This is a genomic window from Candidatus Omnitrophota bacterium (assembly GCA_018894435.1).
Taxonomy (GTDB): Bacteria; Omnitrophota; Gorgyraeia; order JAHIPI01; family JAHIPI01; genus JAHIPI01.
In genome coordinates this window covers 1-16671 of the sequence record JAHIPI010000031.1, presented here as the reverse complement: position 1 = coordinate 16671, position 16671 = coordinate 1, and the positions used below count along the sequence as shown (strand labels likewise).

The 16671-nt window shown below is 44.7% G+C and carries 17 protein-coding genes and 1 tRNA gene; all 18 read right to left on the bottom strand.

The annotated features are described in order from the left end of the window. On the bottom strand, positions 1–2043 hold a 2043-nt coding region (locus tag KKI13_02510), incomplete at its 3' end, for a S8 family serine peptidase (GenBank protein MBU4487924.1). A gap of 144 nt (positions 2044–2187) precedes the next feature. After that, positions 2188–2739 (bottom strand): type II secretion system GspH family protein, encoded by a 552-nt coding sequence (locus KKI13_02505; protein MBU4487923.1) that lies wholly within the window; start codon positions 2737–2739, stop codon positions 2188–2190. 269 nt (positions 2740–3008) lie between these two features. Next, positions 3009–3266, bottom strand: coding sequence for a hypothetical protein (locus KKI13_02500; protein ID MBU4487922.1), 258 nt, complete (start codon positions 3264–3266; stop codon positions 3009–3011). A gap of 40 nt (positions 3267–3306) precedes the next feature. Further along, positions 3307–3735: a HEPN domain-containing protein gene (locus KKI13_02495; GenBank protein ID MBU4487921.1), complete on the bottom strand. Its 429-nt coding sequence runs from the start codon at positions 3733–3735 to the stop codon at positions 3307–3309. Next, positions 3719–4285, bottom strand: a complete 567-nt coding sequence (locus KKI13_02490; GenBank protein ID MBU4487920.1) for a nucleotidyltransferase domain-containing protein — start codon at positions 4283–4285, stop codon at positions 3719–3721. Before KKI13_02490 ends, KKI13_02495 begins: the two co-directional genes overlap by 17 nt. A gap of 101 nt (positions 4286–4386) precedes the next feature. Beyond that, a tRNA-Ser gene (locus tag KKI13_02485) sits at positions 4387–4477 on the bottom strand. A gap of 15 nt (positions 4478–4492) precedes the next feature. Next, the gene (locus tag KKI13_02480) at positions 4493–4825 is read right to left on the bottom strand and encodes a hypothetical protein (GenBank protein ID MBU4487919.1); all 333 of its coding nucleotides are present in this window, start codon (positions 4823–4825) and stop codon (positions 4493–4495) included. A gap of 99 nt (positions 4826–4924) precedes the next feature. Beyond that, the gene (locus KKI13_02475; protein MBU4487918.1) at positions 4925–5281 is read right to left on the bottom strand and encodes a DUF1667 domain-containing protein; all 357 of its coding nucleotides are present in this window, start codon (positions 5279–5281) and stop codon (positions 4925–4927) included. Next, entirely contained in the window at positions 5278–6255 is a 978-nt protein-coding gene (locus KKI13_02470) for an NAD(P)/FAD-dependent oxidoreductase (protein MBU4487917.1), read from the bottom strand. Before KKI13_02470 ends, KKI13_02475 begins: the two co-directional genes overlap by 4 nt. Then, the gene (locus KKI13_02465; protein MBU4487916.1) at positions 6248–7777 is read right to left on the bottom strand and encodes an NAD(P)/FAD-dependent oxidoreductase; all 1530 of its coding nucleotides are present in this window, start codon (positions 7775–7777) and stop codon (positions 6248–6250) included. Before KKI13_02465 ends, KKI13_02470 begins: the two co-directional genes overlap by 8 nt. Next, positions 7774–9252: a glycerol kinase GlpK gene (gene glpK, locus KKI13_02460; protein MBU4487915.1), complete on the bottom strand. Its 1479-nt coding sequence runs from the start codon at positions 9250–9252 to the stop codon at positions 7774–7776. The genes KKI13_02465 and glpK overlap by 4 nt, the downstream gene beginning before the upstream one ends. Beyond that, complete coding sequence (locus tag KKI13_02455) at positions 9231–10049, bottom strand: lysophospholipase (GenBank protein MBU4487914.1); 819 nt, start codon at positions 10047–10049, stop codon at positions 9231–9233. Before KKI13_02455 ends, glpK begins: the two co-directional genes overlap by 22 nt. A gap of 3 nt (positions 10050–10052) precedes the next feature. After that, on the bottom strand, positions 10053–11090 hold the full coding sequence (locus KKI13_02450; protein MBU4487913.1) for a permease: 1038 nt from the start codon (positions 11088–11090) through the stop codon (positions 10053–10055). A 25-nt stretch (positions 11091–11115) separates the two neighbouring features. Continuing rightward, complete coding sequence (locus KKI13_02445) at positions 11116–12258, bottom strand: Fic family protein (GenBank protein ID MBU4487912.1); 1143 nt, start codon at positions 12256–12258, stop codon at positions 11116–11118. Between the two features lie 145 nt (positions 12259–12403). Then, positions 12404–13573 (bottom strand): GNAT family N-acetyltransferase, encoded by a 1170-nt coding sequence (locus KKI13_02440; protein ID MBU4487911.1) that lies wholly within the window; start codon positions 13571–13573, stop codon positions 12404–12406. Between the two features lie 65 nt (positions 13574–13638). Continuing rightward, complete coding sequence (locus KKI13_02435) at positions 13639–14247, bottom strand: GNAT family N-acetyltransferase (GenBank protein ID MBU4487910.1); 609 nt, start codon at positions 14245–14247, stop codon at positions 13639–13641. Positions 14248–14331: 84 nt separating this feature from the next. Further along, the gene (gene arsB / locus KKI13_02430) at positions 14332–15393 is read right to left on the bottom strand and encodes an ACR3 family arsenite efflux transporter (protein MBU4487909.1); all 1062 of its coding nucleotides are present in this window, start codon (positions 15391–15393) and stop codon (positions 14332–14334) included. Between the two features lie 85 nt (positions 15394–15478). Next, positions 15479–16378: a Fic family protein gene (locus tag KKI13_02425; protein MBU4487908.1), complete on the bottom strand. Its 900-nt coding sequence runs from the start codon at positions 16376–16378 to the stop codon at positions 15479–15481. Positions 16379–16671 lie beyond the last annotated feature (293 nt).

Genomic DNA, 16671 nt, shown 5'->3' with positions numbered 1-16671 from the left:
CCATGGCAGATAATATGTATCCGGTAAAATCTCCAGGCTTCCTGCCGTAAGAGATGATACTGGAGAAAATGCACAGATTGGCGAGCCCGGTAGAATTGCTTCGCCCTCGTGCTGATAGTACGCCTGAGTTGTTGTGACTTTAAGGTTTTCGATGTCGCTTAAGTAGTTCCCGGAGGTGTTGGTGTTGTTGGTCAAGGCAACGTCATAATACATGAATGTGCCGATGTAATAAGCGGGGTATAGGTCTTCTTCGAGGTAAAGATAGTTATCATAGACAATATTATATGACAGCGGCCATTTAGCGGCCATGCAGTCTATGCTACCGTCGTCCAAGTCGGGAGGAGTCGGCGCTGTGTCTGCTGCCCAAACTTTGCCGCTGCCTTGATAAACGGGATCATACGGATATGGATCTGGCGGAGTCGGACCTACTAGATGCTGAGCGGAATGCTTCAGTAATTCCCATAAATAGCCATGATTGGGTTGCATATCATTATCGTGGGCGTATTGTAGCGTTAAAGCAAGCATACCTGAAACAGAAGCCACCGCTCCTGATGTACCAGTTCCATAATGACTACTATCGCCTTCAGGAATAAGAGTGCGAATATATTCACCCGGTGCCACAAAATCAACTCCGCCGTTTGAAATATAATGAATGCCCCCAATCCATCTATCCATAAGCGTTTGGTTTTTTGCGTGTCCTCCAACAGATATTACATTTATAAAAGAAGCAGGCCATGTAGAATATTCATATCCGTTATTTCCGGAAGCAGCGACAAGAATAATGCCAGCATTATATGCAGCGTTACAGGCAGTTTCAAGATCCGTCTTATCAGGCCCTGCTGCATAGGCACCAAAGCTCATATTAATTATATCAGGTCTATCATTAGTAAGAGGATTTCCATCAGGATCAAGACACCACTCTATAGCGGCTATGGCATTACTTGTTGGGCCTATTGCATTGGGGCCCGATAATATTCGTAAAGAATAATAGCTTGCATTTTTTGCAGGTCCAATAATTTGACTTACTCCACTGCCTACAGAATTGGAAGCAACAGACGTTCCGTGCCATTCGCTTTCCGTCCAATCAGTAGGGTGAATAAAAGGCATCGGATCATAATATAGAGGATCTAGAGGGTCTGTTATAAAAAAATTTCGGCCGGCTAAACATTTATAGCCAGAGCCAATACCACCGCCAAGATCTGGAAGATTATAATTAATTCCAGTATCTAGAAATGCGATTTTTATTCCTGTACCATCCAAGCCATATCTATCCCAAACCGCTTGAGCATTCAGACCAGCCTCTAAATTTTCCCATTCTGGCGTAGCACCGGTACTTTCAGAAGCTATTATTTCGCTCGCTCGTATAAACCAAGAAGCAGCGGATAGTTTATACGTTTCTTTTGCTAAATTTATACTTTCTTTATAATGCTCGAGAGCTTGCTTGCGCAAGGTATTACATTCTTTCAGCATAACCTTGCATTCGGCAAGTTGCTGAAGATAAATAGGCCTTTCCATTTTATTGGCCTTCTTTAATTTTTTCAAATATTGCTTGTATAAATTCATGATTTCTTTTCGTTTGGCGAGGCAATTCCGGATAGCTTCAAGATATTCTTGAGTGGATTTTTTGATAGAGGCAACTCGCTCCATTCGTATTTTTGCGAGGTATTCTTTTTTGACACGCAGAATATTAGCATATTCTATACGATTTAGTTCAAGGACATTCGTATCTGCCTTGATTATACCATCAATGCTCACATTTTCTACTGCGCCTTCACTCTGCAAAAACTCTACATTTGTCTGCGGAATTTCGCAAACGATTGCATTAATAATGGAGAGGGTGTGGATTATCGTTCCATCATATTGTTCAATCAAGGCAGGATCTAATGCTCCTTTGAACTTTACTATCACCCTTTCTTTACCTTGGGCATGAAGGTCATTGAGATATTGTTCATAGGACAATGGCTGGTCTTCGGCGAATGCAAAAGATGAAAATATGAGAAGGGATAAAAAGAATAGAGAAACTACGGCCTTGAAGAACTTCATTGGAATTACCCCCTTTTTGCACTTCTCCCTTTTTGTTGGTATAACAAGTATACCATATTACATTAAAGCCGTCAAGGGGACAAATATGAAAGCCGCAGATTTTTCAATCTGCGGCTTGGGCTGTGGGTAGTGAGATGAATTATACTATTCTATTCCTTTGCTTCCGGTAAGCAATATCGCGCCTATCTGCTGATTATTGCATGAGAAAATATGGCCATCGGCAAATACTACCACTGTTCTATTATCGTGCCTATAAGCAACGTCATTTTTTGTTATCTCGGATTTATCTTTTATTCCCGCTTCATCGCTTTCAAGATACAGCACTGCCTCTGAAAATAGGCCGTTTACTGACGACGGCAGCAGGCTGGCGGGGGTGTATTGATATGCCGTATAAGACGGCTTATCAATCCCCACGCCCTGCCGTGTGTCCCGGGGACACCTATATACGTTCTCGGTCTCCTGCGTATAGGTGGCGGTATCAGAGACATCAGGAATAACCGAGTTATGATCGTCGGCATACATGAAAGCGGCCATACTTATCTGTTTCATATTGTTCATGCAGGCGGCTATTTGGGACTTTTCGCGGGTGCTCGCTATTGCGGGAGCCAAAAGCGCAATAAGGACACCTACAATCGCTATCACTACCAGAAGTTCGATAAGTGTAAATCCTTTGTTTATGCTATGAGTTCTTTTCATCTTATTTTACTCGCCTCCTCGAGGTCCGGGTTGGGTGATTTTACCGTTTCTTTCCGAACCACTAAGTATACCATATGCTGTCAACGATTTCAATAGGGTAGCCAGGATTTCGTTATGCTAACAACCGTGTATGGTAAAAAGCGCATTTAAAACCATATGCAACGCTTTTATTTACAACAATTTACAGAAATATAGCTTTTTACTGGTCTTTCTCAAAATATTTCAAACTTTTTAAAATTTAATTAAAAAGTCTCTATTTTTGGCGCTTTTTAGCCGATTACCTTATAAACGGAATCGTGCTCGTGGACTTTTTGGTCGATCTTTATGCCGACAGGATCCCCTGCTTTTCCTTCATCGACGATCACATGCTCTATCTGCATAGAAGAGACCTGCTGGGTAAAATCTGCTGAGCTGCCTTTTACGTGAATGGTATCGCCCACTTTTAGGGCATCGGATAGCTCTATTATTCCCACTCCGGGCTTTCCGAAATAATGGCTTATCCGGCCTATCAATTTCTCTTCAGCCATGGTGGCCTCCTATGTTTGATTTACTGGCGGCGCGTTGTAGTTAAGCCTTTAATATGGCTTTTGCCGCTTTAAGGAATTTACCCGCACTTTTTATTATTGCGGAAGCGCTCTTTTCCGAAAACGTCCTTTTGTAGTCGGCCTCTTCCCGCAAAATCATACCGGTGTTAAAGGCTTCGACCAAGGAAGAGTCTAGTTTATTTTCTTTAACGAATAATTCTTTTATAGCCAAGTAAAGGCAGAAATGCCCTTTTTCTCTGTAGCCGCGGGAATAAAGAAGAGCCCGCGCAGAATGAAACATTGAATAATAGGCTTTGACGGTAGCCCACTTAAAGCCGCTTTCAGAGAATTCTTTTTCGGCTGTGCTTAAATCACTTACAGCTTCTTCGGGTTCAGGTTTTATCAGGTGCTTGGATGATTTAAAATAGAATATTCGTTTTTTAACAACGCAATCTTTAAAGGTTATCCTCATTTATCTCTTTTTCCCATAATATTTTACCTTGTTCAACTTCTTTAGCAAAGACTTTATCCTTTTCATCCTGATCAAGGAGATCGGCGAGTGTAGTAATAACGGCTTGTATTTTTCTATTTACGATTCGTGAAGAATTGGAAAATTTATTGATTATTGATCTAACCTTATCTTCGCTTGAGGTAACTATAAATAAGTCTATGTCGCTTTCTTCGGAATCGGTTCCATTAGCCCAGCTGCCGTAAAGGATAATACGGCGTGTGTGCGGTTTAAGACGTTCGACCAACGGTTCAAGGATGGCGAGGTTGCTTAAGATTTTAAATTCCCTGATATACGGATTTGCGGCATCAAGAGAATAATAACACATTCTGCCTTCGCTCTTTTTTTCAATTAAACCTTCTTTGCAGAGCTGCCTTAGGACATTGTTTGCCGACCCATAGCTGATTTTAGTACCGCGAGCTATTTCTCTTTCGTAATAAATCTTCGCAGGATGCATAAGAAGGAATTGCAGGACCTTTTGGGCATGCGTTGATATAAGCTGGTTTGATATCATAAATTAGCCTCGCTCACTTTAGTGAACCATTACTCACTAAAGTGAGTATACCATAAGATATGAGATGTTTCAAGGGGTGTGATCAAATAAGTTTTTGTAACTGGCGGAGAGAGTGAGATTCGAACTCACGATGGACACGAGGCCCATGCCAGTTTTCAAGACTGGTGCTTTCAACCACTCAGCCATCTCTCCAAAGTATCCGATCTATTATTTCGGCGGAGCCGGTATTACGGGCACTGCCGTCCTTGGAGCTGTTGGTATTTTTGGAAGTGTAGGAGCAACCCTCGAAGGTGTAACGGACTGCCTTGTCTCTCCCGCGCGTCTTGGCATAACTGTCCCCGGCCTTCTCGTCCTGATGCGCGAACTCAAATCGCCGATCGCCAATACCAAGCATGCTACCAGTATGATAATACCTATAACATTGCCCAACAGTTTCAGCTTCTTGTCGGTATCCTTAGCCGCCTTATGCAAAACAGAAAAACTCATTGCAAGCGCGATCATAAGGAGCGCCCATCCTACCAAATCAATTCTCATCATCATACAACACCTCCGAATTTTTGTGTGCAAAAATTCGCCCCCAGATTGTCGAGGGGCTACCTTTGCACTTACATTTAGAGTATACCAAAAAAATCCAAAAAATCAATACGAACCGCGCGTTGCCACAAGATTCACACCCAAGCCCAGAAAATCGGCGGCGATCACACTTCCCGCATCAACGGGGCGGATTACCTTTATCTTTTTAATCTCGTCCATTGCTTTGGATATATAATTTTTGGGAATAGGTTTATCGGTCCTGACCGGGATCATTTTTAAATCCATTCCTTCGGCCAAAACCGACGATGTCAATATCCTCATCGGGTTTTCTATTTCGGAGACGGCATAGGGCGCGCCTTTGGGGCATTGGCTGCCGGTCACTTTTACGACTTTGCAATTTTCTATGTCGACGGATAAACCGCACCCCACCGGGCATTCTATACAAGTTATAGTTTTTGTCATGGTTTTTTCCCCAAATACTTGGCGGCCAAGCGGCCCGCCAAAACACTGTCTTTCGTAACTGAATCCACTATATCATATACCTTAAAAGCGTTTCCGCAGGCAAAAATGCCGGGTATGGATGTCTTATTAAGCTCTTTCGAAACAGGCGAGTTCGTCTTTTTGTCCATCGTAACTCCCGCCATCTCTATAAGTTCATTCTCGGGTATAAGCCCCACCGATATTAAAAGCGTGTCGCATTCTATCTGAAACGCCGAGCCGGCTATTTCGTTAAAACCCTCGTCCACCGCCACAACGTCTACTTTCTCTACCCTGTCTTTTCCGTAGATATGCGATATCTTATGATTGAAATACATCGGGACGTCAAAATCCTCGACGCACTGGACGACATTGCGTGTGAGCCCGCGCGTCTTTTTCTGAATCTCGATTATCGCCTTCACTTTCGCGCCTTCCAGCGTAAAGCGCCGCGCCATAATGAGCCCGATGTCTCCGGAGCCGACTATCACAACCTCTTTACCCGGCAAAAGGCCTTCTATGTTTATCAGTTTCTGCGCGAGGCCCGCTGAAAATATGCCCGCCGGTCTTGTGCCCGCAATGTGCACCATCTCGCGCGTCTTTTCGCGGCAGCCCGTCGCCATGATTATCGCCCCGGCCTTCACCGTCTCCAACACTCCGGGCTTCAGATATGTAAGTACTTTGTCCTTCGTCAAACTTACGACAAATGATTTAAGGCTTACTTTTATTTCGGGTATATCTTTTACTCTCTTGATAAATCTCTCGCCGTACTCCGGCCCTGTCAGGATCTCTTTGAAATAATCTATGCCGAAGCCGGTATGTACGCACTGGTTCAATATTCCGCCGAGGTATTGATCGCGCTCAAGAAGCAAGATGTCCTTTACGCCGGCTTCATATGCGGCAATAGCCGCTGCCATGCCTGCCGGCCCGCCTCCCACTATGACTAAATCTTTCTTAACCATTTTTCCTATCGCCCTTGACTATTTCCGAGCCCTTGCCCCTTTTTGTCACGCTTGTAACGGGCTCTTTCAATTCCTCGGCAAGTATCTTCATGAGCCGCGTCGTGCAAAAACTTCCATGGCACCTGCCTGCCTGGGCGCGTGTCCTGAATTTTATGCCGTCGAATGTCCCGGCGCCGCGCTTTATGGCGTCTCTCACTTCTTTTGCCGAGACCATCTCGCACCTGCACACAATATCCCCGTAAGCGGCGTCTTTTTCTATCAATTTTTGCGTCTTCGAAAAAGGGATTGCGAAAAGATGTATCGTCTTCTGCCTGTGGCCATGGAAAAATAACTTGCGGCGCATTGGAAGGCCGGCGTCTTTCAGGATGCCGCACACCATAAGCGCTATCGCAGGCGCCGAGGTTAGGCCCGGCGACTGTATACCCGCCACATTTACGAAGCCGGGTACGCTCTTTTCGTGACGAACGATAAAATCTTCGCCTGCGACCGAGGACAAAATGTCCGACGACCAAAGGGAGTCCCGTAGGGACGACCGAAGGAAGTCCCGAAGGGAGGGAGTGCCGAGGCCTCCGGCCGAGGCCACGGGCCGCAACCCGGCGAAATACGCTATTATGTCATCTTCGCTAATCGACGGCATCATGCGTTTTGCGGATTCGAGGACTTTTTTGAGGCCGGTATCGGATGTGGAAAGGTCCTCTTTTTCGTCAACGTCTTCGGCACTCGGGCCTATCATGGGATTACCGTCGGCCGTCTTTATGATGAGGATGCCTTTTGTATTTTTTGAAGGGAGCGGGAAAAGGAGGTGGTTCACTATATGTTCGCGTTTTTTATCGAGAAGGAATTCCTCGCCTTTTCGCGGTGTTATTTTGAAATAATCGACTCCGACCATTTTTGATATATCGTCCGCGAAAAGCCCGGCGGCATTTATGACAAATCTTGACCGGAACCTGCCGCCCGTACTATCTATCTCAAAAGATCCGCCGGATTCTACAATATTGACAACTTTGGTCTTCGTGTGTATTTCGACGCCGTTTTTTGCGGCATTCTCGCTCAGGTCATAAACGAGCCGGTACGGGCTTATTATCCCGGCTGTGGGCGCGTAAAGCGCGGCTACGGCATCTTCGCTCAAGTTCGGCTCTTTTTCTCTGAGCCATTTTTTATCTACAACGGCCAATCCCCGGACGCCAAGCGTTTCCGCTTCTTTTTTTATCGAAAGAAGTTTGGGAGTATCACTTTCGTTAAATGCGACTATAAGTTCGCCTACTTCCTTAAAATCTACTCCCAGCTCACGCGCGGTCTGGCGTATGAGCGTATTGCCCCTAACGCATAATCTGCCCTTCAGTGAATTGGCCGGGTTTTGTGTGCCGGGATGGATAATGCCGCTATTGGATTTTGAAACGCCGAAGGTGAGTTCTTCTTCTTTTTCGAAAAGTATTATCTTCAGCCTGAAACGCGCGAGTTCCCGCGCGATGGCGCTTCCTGTAACGCCCCCGCCGATTATCGCGACGTCATAGTCTCTCATGAACGCGTCCTTTTGACGGCATCAAGCCAGTTTTTGTATAAAGATGCGGCGGTACCGGCCGGCATCTTCGGTTTAAACACTCTGCCTTTTTTCCAGATCTTTTTTATCTCGCCGATATTTTTCCAGTAACCGACGGCGAGCCCCGCCAAATACGCCGCGCCCTGCGAAGTGGTCTCCACTACGGCCGGCCGCGTGACTTCTATGCCGAGGATATCAGACTGAAACTGGCATATAAAATTGTTGACCGCAGCACCCCCGTCCACTTTGAGATTTTTTATCTTAAGCCCGGAATCTTTTGCCATGGCGCGCATCACGTCTTTTGTCTGATAGCACATTGCCTCAAGCGCGGCGCGCACAATGTGGCTTCTCTTTGTACCGCGCGTTATGCCGTAGATCGCGCCCCTCGCGTGTTGGTCCCAGTAGGGCGCACCCAATCCGACGAATGCCGGGACAAAATATACTCCGGCGTTATCGGCAACAGCTTGCGCCATCTCCTCCGACTCGGAACTCTCGCCAAGTATCCGGAGGCCGTCGCGAAGCCAATGTATGGCCGCGCCGGCAATAAATACGGCGCCTTCAAGAACGTAGACCGGCTCGCCTGCTTTTCCGCAGCCCAAAGTCACAATCAGGCCGTGTTTTGAAAAAGGCCGTTTTTTCCCGGTATTCAGCAGTATAAAACATCCTGTGCCGTAAGTATTTTTTATGGTGCCCGGCTCGAAACACGCCTGGCCGAAAAGCGCCGCTTGCTGGTCGCCGGCGACCCCCGTAATAGGTATGCCTTTTGGAAGCGTCCCTATCCGCACGCTTTTTCCGAAGATGCCGGATGATTTTTTCACTTCCGGAAGTATCTTTTCGGGGATCCCGAATACTTTAAGGATATCTTTGTCCCATTTCAGTTTTTCTATATTAAAAAGCATGGTCCGCGACGCATTTGTGTAATCAGTCGTATGCTCCGCACCGCCGGTCAGCTTCCACAAAACCCAGCTGTCGGTCGTCCCGAAAAGAAGCTCGCCTCTTTTTGCCTTTGCCATCGCGCCGGGCACATTTTTGAGTATCCACTCTATCTTCGTCGCCGAAAAATACGCGTCTATCGGAAGCCCTGTGCGTTTTTCAAAAAATTCCTCCATCGCCTTTTTCGCTTTAAGCGCGGCGCATCGCTCGGCGGTCCTTCTGCACTGCCAGACGATCGCGTTGTATATCGGTTTCCCGGTCTTCTTATCCCAAATCACCGTCGTCTCGCGCTGGTTTGTAATGCCTATGGCCGCGATTTTACAATTTTTCTTTTTTTTGAGGACTTTCTGTATGGAATTATGAACACTTCTCCATATTTCTTCGGGTGAGTGCTCCACCCATCCCGGCTTGGGGAAATATTGGGTAAATTCCTCGTAGGAGCTCGCCGCGGGACGGCCAAATTTATCGTAAAGTACTGCCCTGGTTCCCGTCGTACCCTGGTCTATAGATAAGACATAATCCATTTCAATATCTCCAGAAATACTTTTTCCTTTCCGAGGTCGATAGAAAGGGCATGGCACATCTCGGGGTACTCCACTATTTTTTTATCTTTTGCCGCTATCGCGTAAAACACTCTTCGCGATACATCAGGATCTACAACTTTATCGTCTCCGGCAAGAAGAAATAGAGTCGGGAGTGTTATTTTAGCGGCAGATGAGAGCGCTTTCTTCTGAAGTCTTGTGATTTCAAAGGCGAGTTTCGCCGAGACGAGCCGGTGTTCTCTTCGGTCGTCTTTCATGACTTTTTGATGCCCGGCGTCACGCGTGCACATCTCGGCCGTAAAAGGCACCGGAAATTGTTTGCGTGGATTATATAAAAGTGTAAAAAATATTTTTATATAATCGAGTGGTTTTATATCGAGCCTGCTTGAAAATGCCGGTGAAATGCATACAAGGCCGCTCATAAAATCGGCACCGGAGGCGAGCATTGAAAAAGAGATCAAAGCGCCTATACTTTCTGCGATAAGAAATATCTTTTTGCCGGGGTTCTCTTTTCGCGCAATGACCGACAGGCGGCTTATATCGGAGAAATAGATATTTGTGGAGTCAACGTGCCCTTTTCGATCTACTGTTTCACCGAAGCCTCTTAACTCTATGGCGTAAGATGAAAAATTATTTTGCAGGAAAAAATCGACGAGAAATTGCCATCTCGCACTATGCGCGCCCAGTCCGTGCACCAAAAGAAGTACGGCGCCGGAAGAATGCGCGTGGTATTTCCGGTACATTATACCCGTTTTTTCATCTGTAATAAGAGGTGTCATAATTTAAAATAAGATATTCGCCAGAAACCCGAGTATCAGAATCTGCGGCACGGTAATTATGGGCAGCCAAATGGCCGCCCTTCTTCCGACATTATGCCAGATAAGTCCTATCTCTGTATAATCGGTGGCAACGCCTGCCATAAGAAACACGAGGCTGTTTCCGAATGCGCCCGTCTGGCGGAATATTTCAAATGCCAGCGGGCTCGAACCCTCGGAGCAGACTTCAATAACAGTCGCAACCGCCAAAGTTACCAAAAGCCCCAGGAAAGTCGGCCCCATATAAGAAGTGAATATATGCGACGGGATGTACGCGCCTGCCAAGCTCGCAAGCGCCATACCTATAAATATCCACCATAGGACCATGCCGGCCAAGGAGGCCGCCCCCCGATAAATGCCGATTACATCTTCCCCTAGTCCCGGCAAAGTCACTTTGTAACTTCTAAATCTCTTCTTTATGTCTTCTGTTATAGAAAAACCTTTTTCGACTTTCGCTATATTGGGATTCTTCTCTATCAGCCCCCTATTATCCAAAAACTGATAAATAAATCCCGTTATTATCGCAATAAGTATCGCCGAAAATATTATGTAAAGCGCTTTAAGGCCGAAAAATCCTATAAGCATTATTGTAAGCGCCATATTGGCCCACGGGCTTGCCAGCAAAAATGCGATCACGGCTGGAGTGGATGCGCCTTTTTTGTGGAGTTGTATGGCGAGCGCCAGAATGCCGTGCGAGCAGGTGCTCATAAAAAATCCGAGGATGACCGAATAGAATATCGTCTTTTTTTCCGGGCTTGCGAGAATAAGCGAAATATATTCGCGCGGGACATAATAATCTATCAGCCCGCCGATTGCGAGCCCCAGAAGTATGGCCCACCAGATTTTTCCAAGATACATGAAGAACGCTTCTCTGAAAGGGATTAAAAGAGGTATAAAATAAGACAGCGCTACGAGCGCGGCCAAAACGGCAGAAACGATAAATAATTTATCTTTATAGAATGGCTGCTTATGTTCGCAATGTCCGCACTTCGAATCTTTCGCCATAGGTCCGCCTATTGTTTCGGATATTTCATTCTTTCTTAAGTAGATCTAAATAGCTCTTGTAAGCAAACATCCTGCCGCGTGTCTTTCCGGTTATTTCTTTAAGTATGCCTGCGCGGATAAGCCTTGCGGACAGGTCATTTGCAGTAGGAAATGTCACTTCCATCATCCTGGCTACATCTTTTACAGACACGATCGGCCTGTCGAACAGCCTATCGTGTAAAGCCGCTGCTTTTTTGGATCTTCTGCACATCTCATTAATCCCGGCCTTATCCTTTACCTGAAGGGCAAGTATTTTGTGAGACATTTCCATCGCCTCGATTGCCACGAAAATTATTCCGTTTAAGAAAAATTTTATCCACGATTCAAAATCTCCTTTATCTCTTATGGCCGTAAGACGATCGTAATATTCCATTCGATTCTGCTTAAAATAATGGCTCAGGTAAAGCAGCGGCTTTTTAAGTATATCCTTGTAACACAGAAAAAACGTTATAAGGAGCCTCCCTATGCGTCCGTTGCCATCAAGAAATGGATGAATGGTCTCAAATTGAGCATGCATCAGAGCGCATTCTATCAGCAGGGGATATCTAAGCTTCGAGTGCATGTATTTTTCTAAAACTCCCACTGCCTGCATCATCTCATGGGGCGGAGGCGGTATGAATTTGGCATTCTCCAATGTGCAGCCTGCGGGGCCTATCCAGTTTTGGCTTTTTCTGAACTCACCCGGCGTCTTTTCTGCGCCCCTTACGCCTTTCATCAATTCAGCGTGTATTTCTTTAATCAGTCTTAGTGATAAAGGCAGCTCACGAATTCTGTCTAAGCCATAATTCATCGCCCGCACATAATTGATTACTTCGGCAACATCATTTGCCAGTGTCTTTGGCCTGTCTTCGGATTCATATTCTATTACATCCTCTAACGAAGCTTCGGTACCTTCTATCTGAGAACTTAATACCGCCTCTTTTCTTACATACATTGCCACAAATAGATTCGGATTGGGTAAGGCCTCCGATACCCCCGAAAGCCGGCCGATGGCGCTGTCGGCCTTGGATAGCAATGCGATCATTTCCGGGTCAATTTCCAAAGGAGGATTGGGCGGTAGCGGATTTGGTATAAATGCCTTATACCCGTTTTGCTGAGTTATAAGTACCCCTGCTCGATTCTTATCCATAGCAAAGTAAGTATACATCATTATTAAAGAAATGTCAAGTATTCTTTAATAACATTTCCGCTAATTAAAGTTAGCCTTAATTGGCGGCCTTGTTATGACATTATATTAAAGATATACTACTTTTTCTTTAATACTTTTGGCGGGCTTACTTGAAAACATTCCTTGGTTTCGTATCCTGCGGGGTCATCCTATTAAATAATGTCGGTATGACTTTATTGAAAAACGGATTAGAATGCTTCATATACATGTTTAGGGGAACAATACTTGCGCCCATATCTTTTTTTGGAATAAGGGTCGTAATACCCATATCAAAGTAGTCCATCCCCGTTTCAATGGCCAATTCGATCGCTTTATAAAAAAGATTGAAATATGTATGGCATTCTTTAGTATAATCGTAGTCGAGGCCGGGGAACTTTGAGATCAGAGTTTTGCCGCTGAAAAGTAAAACCAGATAACCGATGAGTCTTTCGTCTTTCAGGGCTTGGATCATTACTGCTTTTTCTCCGAGATATTTATTAATATTTTGAAAAAGGCTTTCGCTCAGGCGCTCGCGCTTAATCTCTTTTGCGTGGTCATAGACATTGTCATACAATCGTTTCAGCTCGCGCGTATTGTCTGAAAAGTTTTTCGTCGCCCGGAGAGATATGCCTGCCTTAGCGCACTTATCTATACGTTTGACTATTTTCCGTCTATAATTACTGTGCATGGAATCCAAGTATTCGCCAAAACTTTTCCACCTGATCTTAAGCTCGGCCGTCGGCAGATTGTGGAGCTTCATGTATCCGCGCTCTTTCAAGATATCATAAAATTTCACTTCATCATTGTAAAAATCGCGAAATAGGATAAAACTGATACCGAGCGACTTTGCCAGGCCTTCTATCGAGTCACAAAGAAGCTCGAAAACATCGGCGCGCTTTACTCCATTCTTAAACGATATGGTATTTCCTGTCGATATGGGCGGCCCGCATTCGAGAGATCGCAGGATAAAAAAATTCTTCCAATTCCCCCTGACCGTATCAATGATATCTTTTACGGCTCCCTGGGCGCATAAGTCCATTTCCGTGTTCATGAAGTAGGCGGAGGTATGCGCTATGATCTCATTGCCGTCATATACGACGGGATAGTAGCATCTGTCCCCGCCGAAGCCTGATTTCTCGAGGGCCTCGATAAACTTATGCGCACATAATATCCGGCCTTCGCCCGCAACGGCGCCCCACGCGCTCTCACTTACTTCAGTGATACTTCTATATATTTTAACCCTGATGCCGGTTTTGCCGTTAAGACCGGTTTCATTATTAAGAATTGGTGCCTTCAAGAATTTGCTCCTTTGCTGATTCGGGACGTGTTACCATTATACCAGAAGCTATCCCAAGAAGATATTTAGGAAATGACCGACTTGGCCATCGTGAAGGATTCGAAAAGCCTGTTTCGGATTAAAAGCGGGGTGGATTTGGATTCGATCTTATAGCCGAGGCGCTCGTAAAGGCTTATGGCCCTTCGGTTGTGAGTTTCAGCATGCAGCACCACTCTTTTCTTACCGATGCTTTTAGTTTCTTCTTCGAGCGCCTCCAGCAATTTTGTTCCGATACCAAATGACCTGAATTCAGGATATACGGAAACATTGCTCAAATAGCAATCGTTACGGGCAACATCTTTTATAAGGCGATCTAGTTTAAGCAGATTGACAACCTTCGCAGGCAATCTCCAGTTTAAATATTTGAGCAAAAGAAAGCTCAGGCGAACCGTTTGCCCTTTTCTGGCTATCAATTTGTGCAGCTGCGCCATTCCAGCGACCCTGCCGTTTATTTCGGCAAAAAAACAACGGTCAAAGCTGTAGTAGTGCCTTTTGTGGGGAAATAAACTCTTCATCACCTTCTTTACGCTGGAACCAAAGACTATGGGAAACATCTCGGAAGAGGTTAATATGACAAGTTCTGAAAAGTGATGCGCATCTTCCGGCCTTCCTTTTCTTACCAGTATATTTTGCATAGAAACATTATAGCATAAAATCTTGTTAAGTCAAGAAAAAGAAAGATATTTTTAGGGTTTGCAGGCGTTTCCCTTTTGTTTCTATCAAAACAGATGTTTGGTTTTTAGGCATACCTTAACGAGCATAAGCATAACAGGGACTTCTATTAACACTCCAACTACCGTAGCCAAGGAAGCGCCCGATGATAAACCAAATAACATTGCAGACGTGGCAATAGCAACCTCAAAATGATTGCTTGCTCCAATCAGCGCAGCCGGCGCGGCATCTCTATATGGTAATTTTAACCATCTCGCCAACACATAAGTCACTGCAAATATAAGACAAGTTTGTATAAAAAGTGGTATAGCGATCAAAAATATCGTTTGCGGCTGTTTTACAATCAATTCGCCCTTAAAAGAAAATAATAGGATGAGCGTAACTAACAATGCGGAAATAGATACCGGCGTTAAATAGTGAAGGAACTTTTCCTCGAACCACTTACAGCCCTTCTTTGCAATAATCCATTTCCTTGAATGATATCCCAGGAAAAGTGGTAAGCCCACATAAACAACAACGGAAAGCACGATTGTCTGCCAAGGTATGGGCATTTTATTTACACCTAATAACCACCCGCCCAATGGAGCGTATAGGAATAACATAGCCAAAGAGTTAATAGCCACCATCACAAGGGTGTGTCCGTCGTTTCCTTTTGATAAATGCCCCCATATCAAGACCATCGCCGTGCAAGGCGCTATGCCCAATAATATACATCCGGAAATATACGACCTATACAAATCCACCTGCATACCGCCCTTTACTATCTCCACCCCTGGAAGCCACCCCTTAAACAGCACCCCCAAAAACAAGGTTGATATAGCAAGCATTGTAAAAGGTTTAATGCACCAGTTTACAAATAAGGTAAGAATAACGGGCTTTGGAGTTTTTCCCGCCTTTACCACTTCTGCAAAATCAATCTTTACCATTATCGGATACATCATAAAAAAAAGACATATCGCTATCGGTATTGATACTTGATAAATGGAGATCTTATCCAAAGTTTGTGCTACTTGCGGAAAGATTTTGCCAAGCAGGATCCCCAAACCGATACAAGCAAGAACCCATAAGGTAAGATATTTCTCAAAAAAACTTAATTTTCGTTCTTCCATTTTTATTTAAAGTTCACTCCCTACCGCAAGCACCAGTACAATTCCCATAAACGTTGCCATACCTTTACCTCCTTTGATCAGGATACTATTCTACCAATAGGTTGTATCCTCCAATAATACTATCGCAGACCATCTGAACGATATTCTTGTAATCGCCTATGTCGCCTTTCGCCAAGGCCATATAGTATTTATATCTGTCCTCAATGGCAATAATGGCGGGGGCAAAACCCTTGCTCAGAAGCTGTGTTATCATAATAAGCCGCCCCACTCTTCCGTTACCGTCAAAAAAGGGGTGGATCGCTTCAAATTCATAATGATCGTGAGCGATTTTTTCTATAGGATTTTTTCCATAATTGTTGATCTTTTTTATAAGCGCGCCCATTTTTAAAGGCACATCCTGAGCTGATGGAAGCGGCTTTTCGGTATTTGTCAGATTTACATGACCGGTTCTATATTTACCCGGTAATTTGTTATTAAAATTATACATCACCATCGCATGAAGCCGCAGGATATAATCCTGATCTATCTTAAAATCGGATTTAATGGTATCCAAAAGAAACCCCATGGCATTTTTGTGATTTACCGCTTCCAAAATCTCAAATAATTCTTTACCTCTTACCTTTTTCCCCTCAAATGCCATTTCCGTTTCTTTCTCAGTCATACGGCTTCCCTCTATGGCATTGGATTGATAGGTCATTCTCAGAATAAATCTGTCTCTTATCGTCTTGTCTGTTTTAAGGAGCCTGAGCGGCGCAGGCATCTTCTTGCGTAACTCTAAAACGATACTCCGCAAGTCTACATACTCCTTAAATAACTGGTCTATATCATTTGATTGAGCAGGATGAGGCGCTACACCTCTATCTAACCAGCGATAAACAGTCTTATAGTCCACCTGCAGGCGGCGGGCAAGCTCTGAACGGGATATCCCCGTTGCCTCCATAATCTTACTTAATTTTTCTTTGCCGGTAAGGCGGAACATCTTCATGACATGCCCCTTGCTATAGGACATATGCCCTATAGTTTTCACAATATAAGTATACCATATGTCCTATCGTTGTCAAGGGAAATTGTGGGGACGTGTCACTTTGGGACACGTAACAACCTGGCACTTTCTGACACGTCCCTATTTCTTCTATTAACACTCCAACTACCGTAGCCAAGCACCAGAATCTCAACTTATCAGTTGTCCAGTGTAAGGGGTAAGGTCAGGCTTATATGCTCATATATCTCTCGTCTCTCTTTACCTTTTATTCTGCCTTCTATGTAACCTATTAGGGT

Bases quoted from the DNA above. Each gene is read 5' to 3' on its own strand.
- KKI13_02425 (MBU4487908.1), bottom strand. From the start codon at position 16,378: ATGAAGATGTTCCGCCTTACCGGCAAAGAAAAATTAAGTAAGATTATG.
- KKI13_02470 (MBU4487917.1), bottom strand. From the start codon at position 6,255: ATGGTTAAGAAAGATTTAGTCATAGTGGGAGGCGGGCCGGCAGGCATG.
- glpK (MBU4487915.1), bottom strand. From the start codon at position 9,252: ATGGATTATGTCTTATCTATAGACCAGGGTACGACGGGAACCAGGGCA.
- KKI13_02445 (MBU4487912.1), bottom strand. From the start codon at position 12,258: ATGGATAAGAATCGAGCAGGGGTACTTATAACTCAGCAAAACGGGTAT.
- KKI13_02505 (MBU4487923.1), bottom strand. From the start codon at position 2,739: ATGAAAAGAACTCATAGCATAAACAAAGGATTTACACTTATCGAACTT.
- arsB (MBU4487909.1), bottom strand. From the start codon at position 15,393: ATGGAAGAACGAAAATTAAGTTTTTTTGAGAAATATCTTACCTTATGG.
- KKI13_02435 (MBU4487910.1), bottom strand. From the start codon at position 14,247: ATGCAAAATATACTGGTAAGAAAAGGAAGGCCGGAAGATGCGCATCAC.
- KKI13_02465 (MBU4487916.1), bottom strand. From the start codon at position 7,777: ATGAGAGACTATGACGTCGCGATAATCGGCGGGGGCGTTACAGGAAGC.
- KKI13_02450 (MBU4487913.1), bottom strand. From the start codon at position 11,090: ATGGCGAAAGATTCGAAGTGCGGACATTGCGAACATAAGCAGCCATTC.
- KKI13_02500 (MBU4487922.1), bottom strand. From the start codon at position 3,266: ATGGCTGAAGAGAAATTGATAGGCCGGATAAGCCATTATTTCGGAAAG.
- KKI13_02480 (MBU4487919.1), bottom strand. From the start codon at position 4,825: ATGATGATGAGAATTGATTTGGTAGGATGGGCGCTCCTTATGATCGCG.
- KKI13_02455 (MBU4487914.1), bottom strand. From the start codon at position 10,049: ATGACACCTCTTATTACAGATGAAAAAACGGGTATAATGTACCGGAAA.
- KKI13_02490 (MBU4487920.1), bottom strand. From the start codon at position 4,285: ATGATATCAAACCAGCTTATATCAACGCATGCCCAAAAGGTCCTGCAA.
- KKI13_02475 (MBU4487918.1), bottom strand. From the start codon at position 5,281: ATGACAAAAACTATAACTTGTATAGAATGCCCGGTGGGGTGCGGTTTA.
- KKI13_02495 (MBU4487921.1), bottom strand. From the start codon at position 3,735: ATGAGGATAACCTTTAAAGATTGCGTTGTTAAAAAACGAATATTCTAT.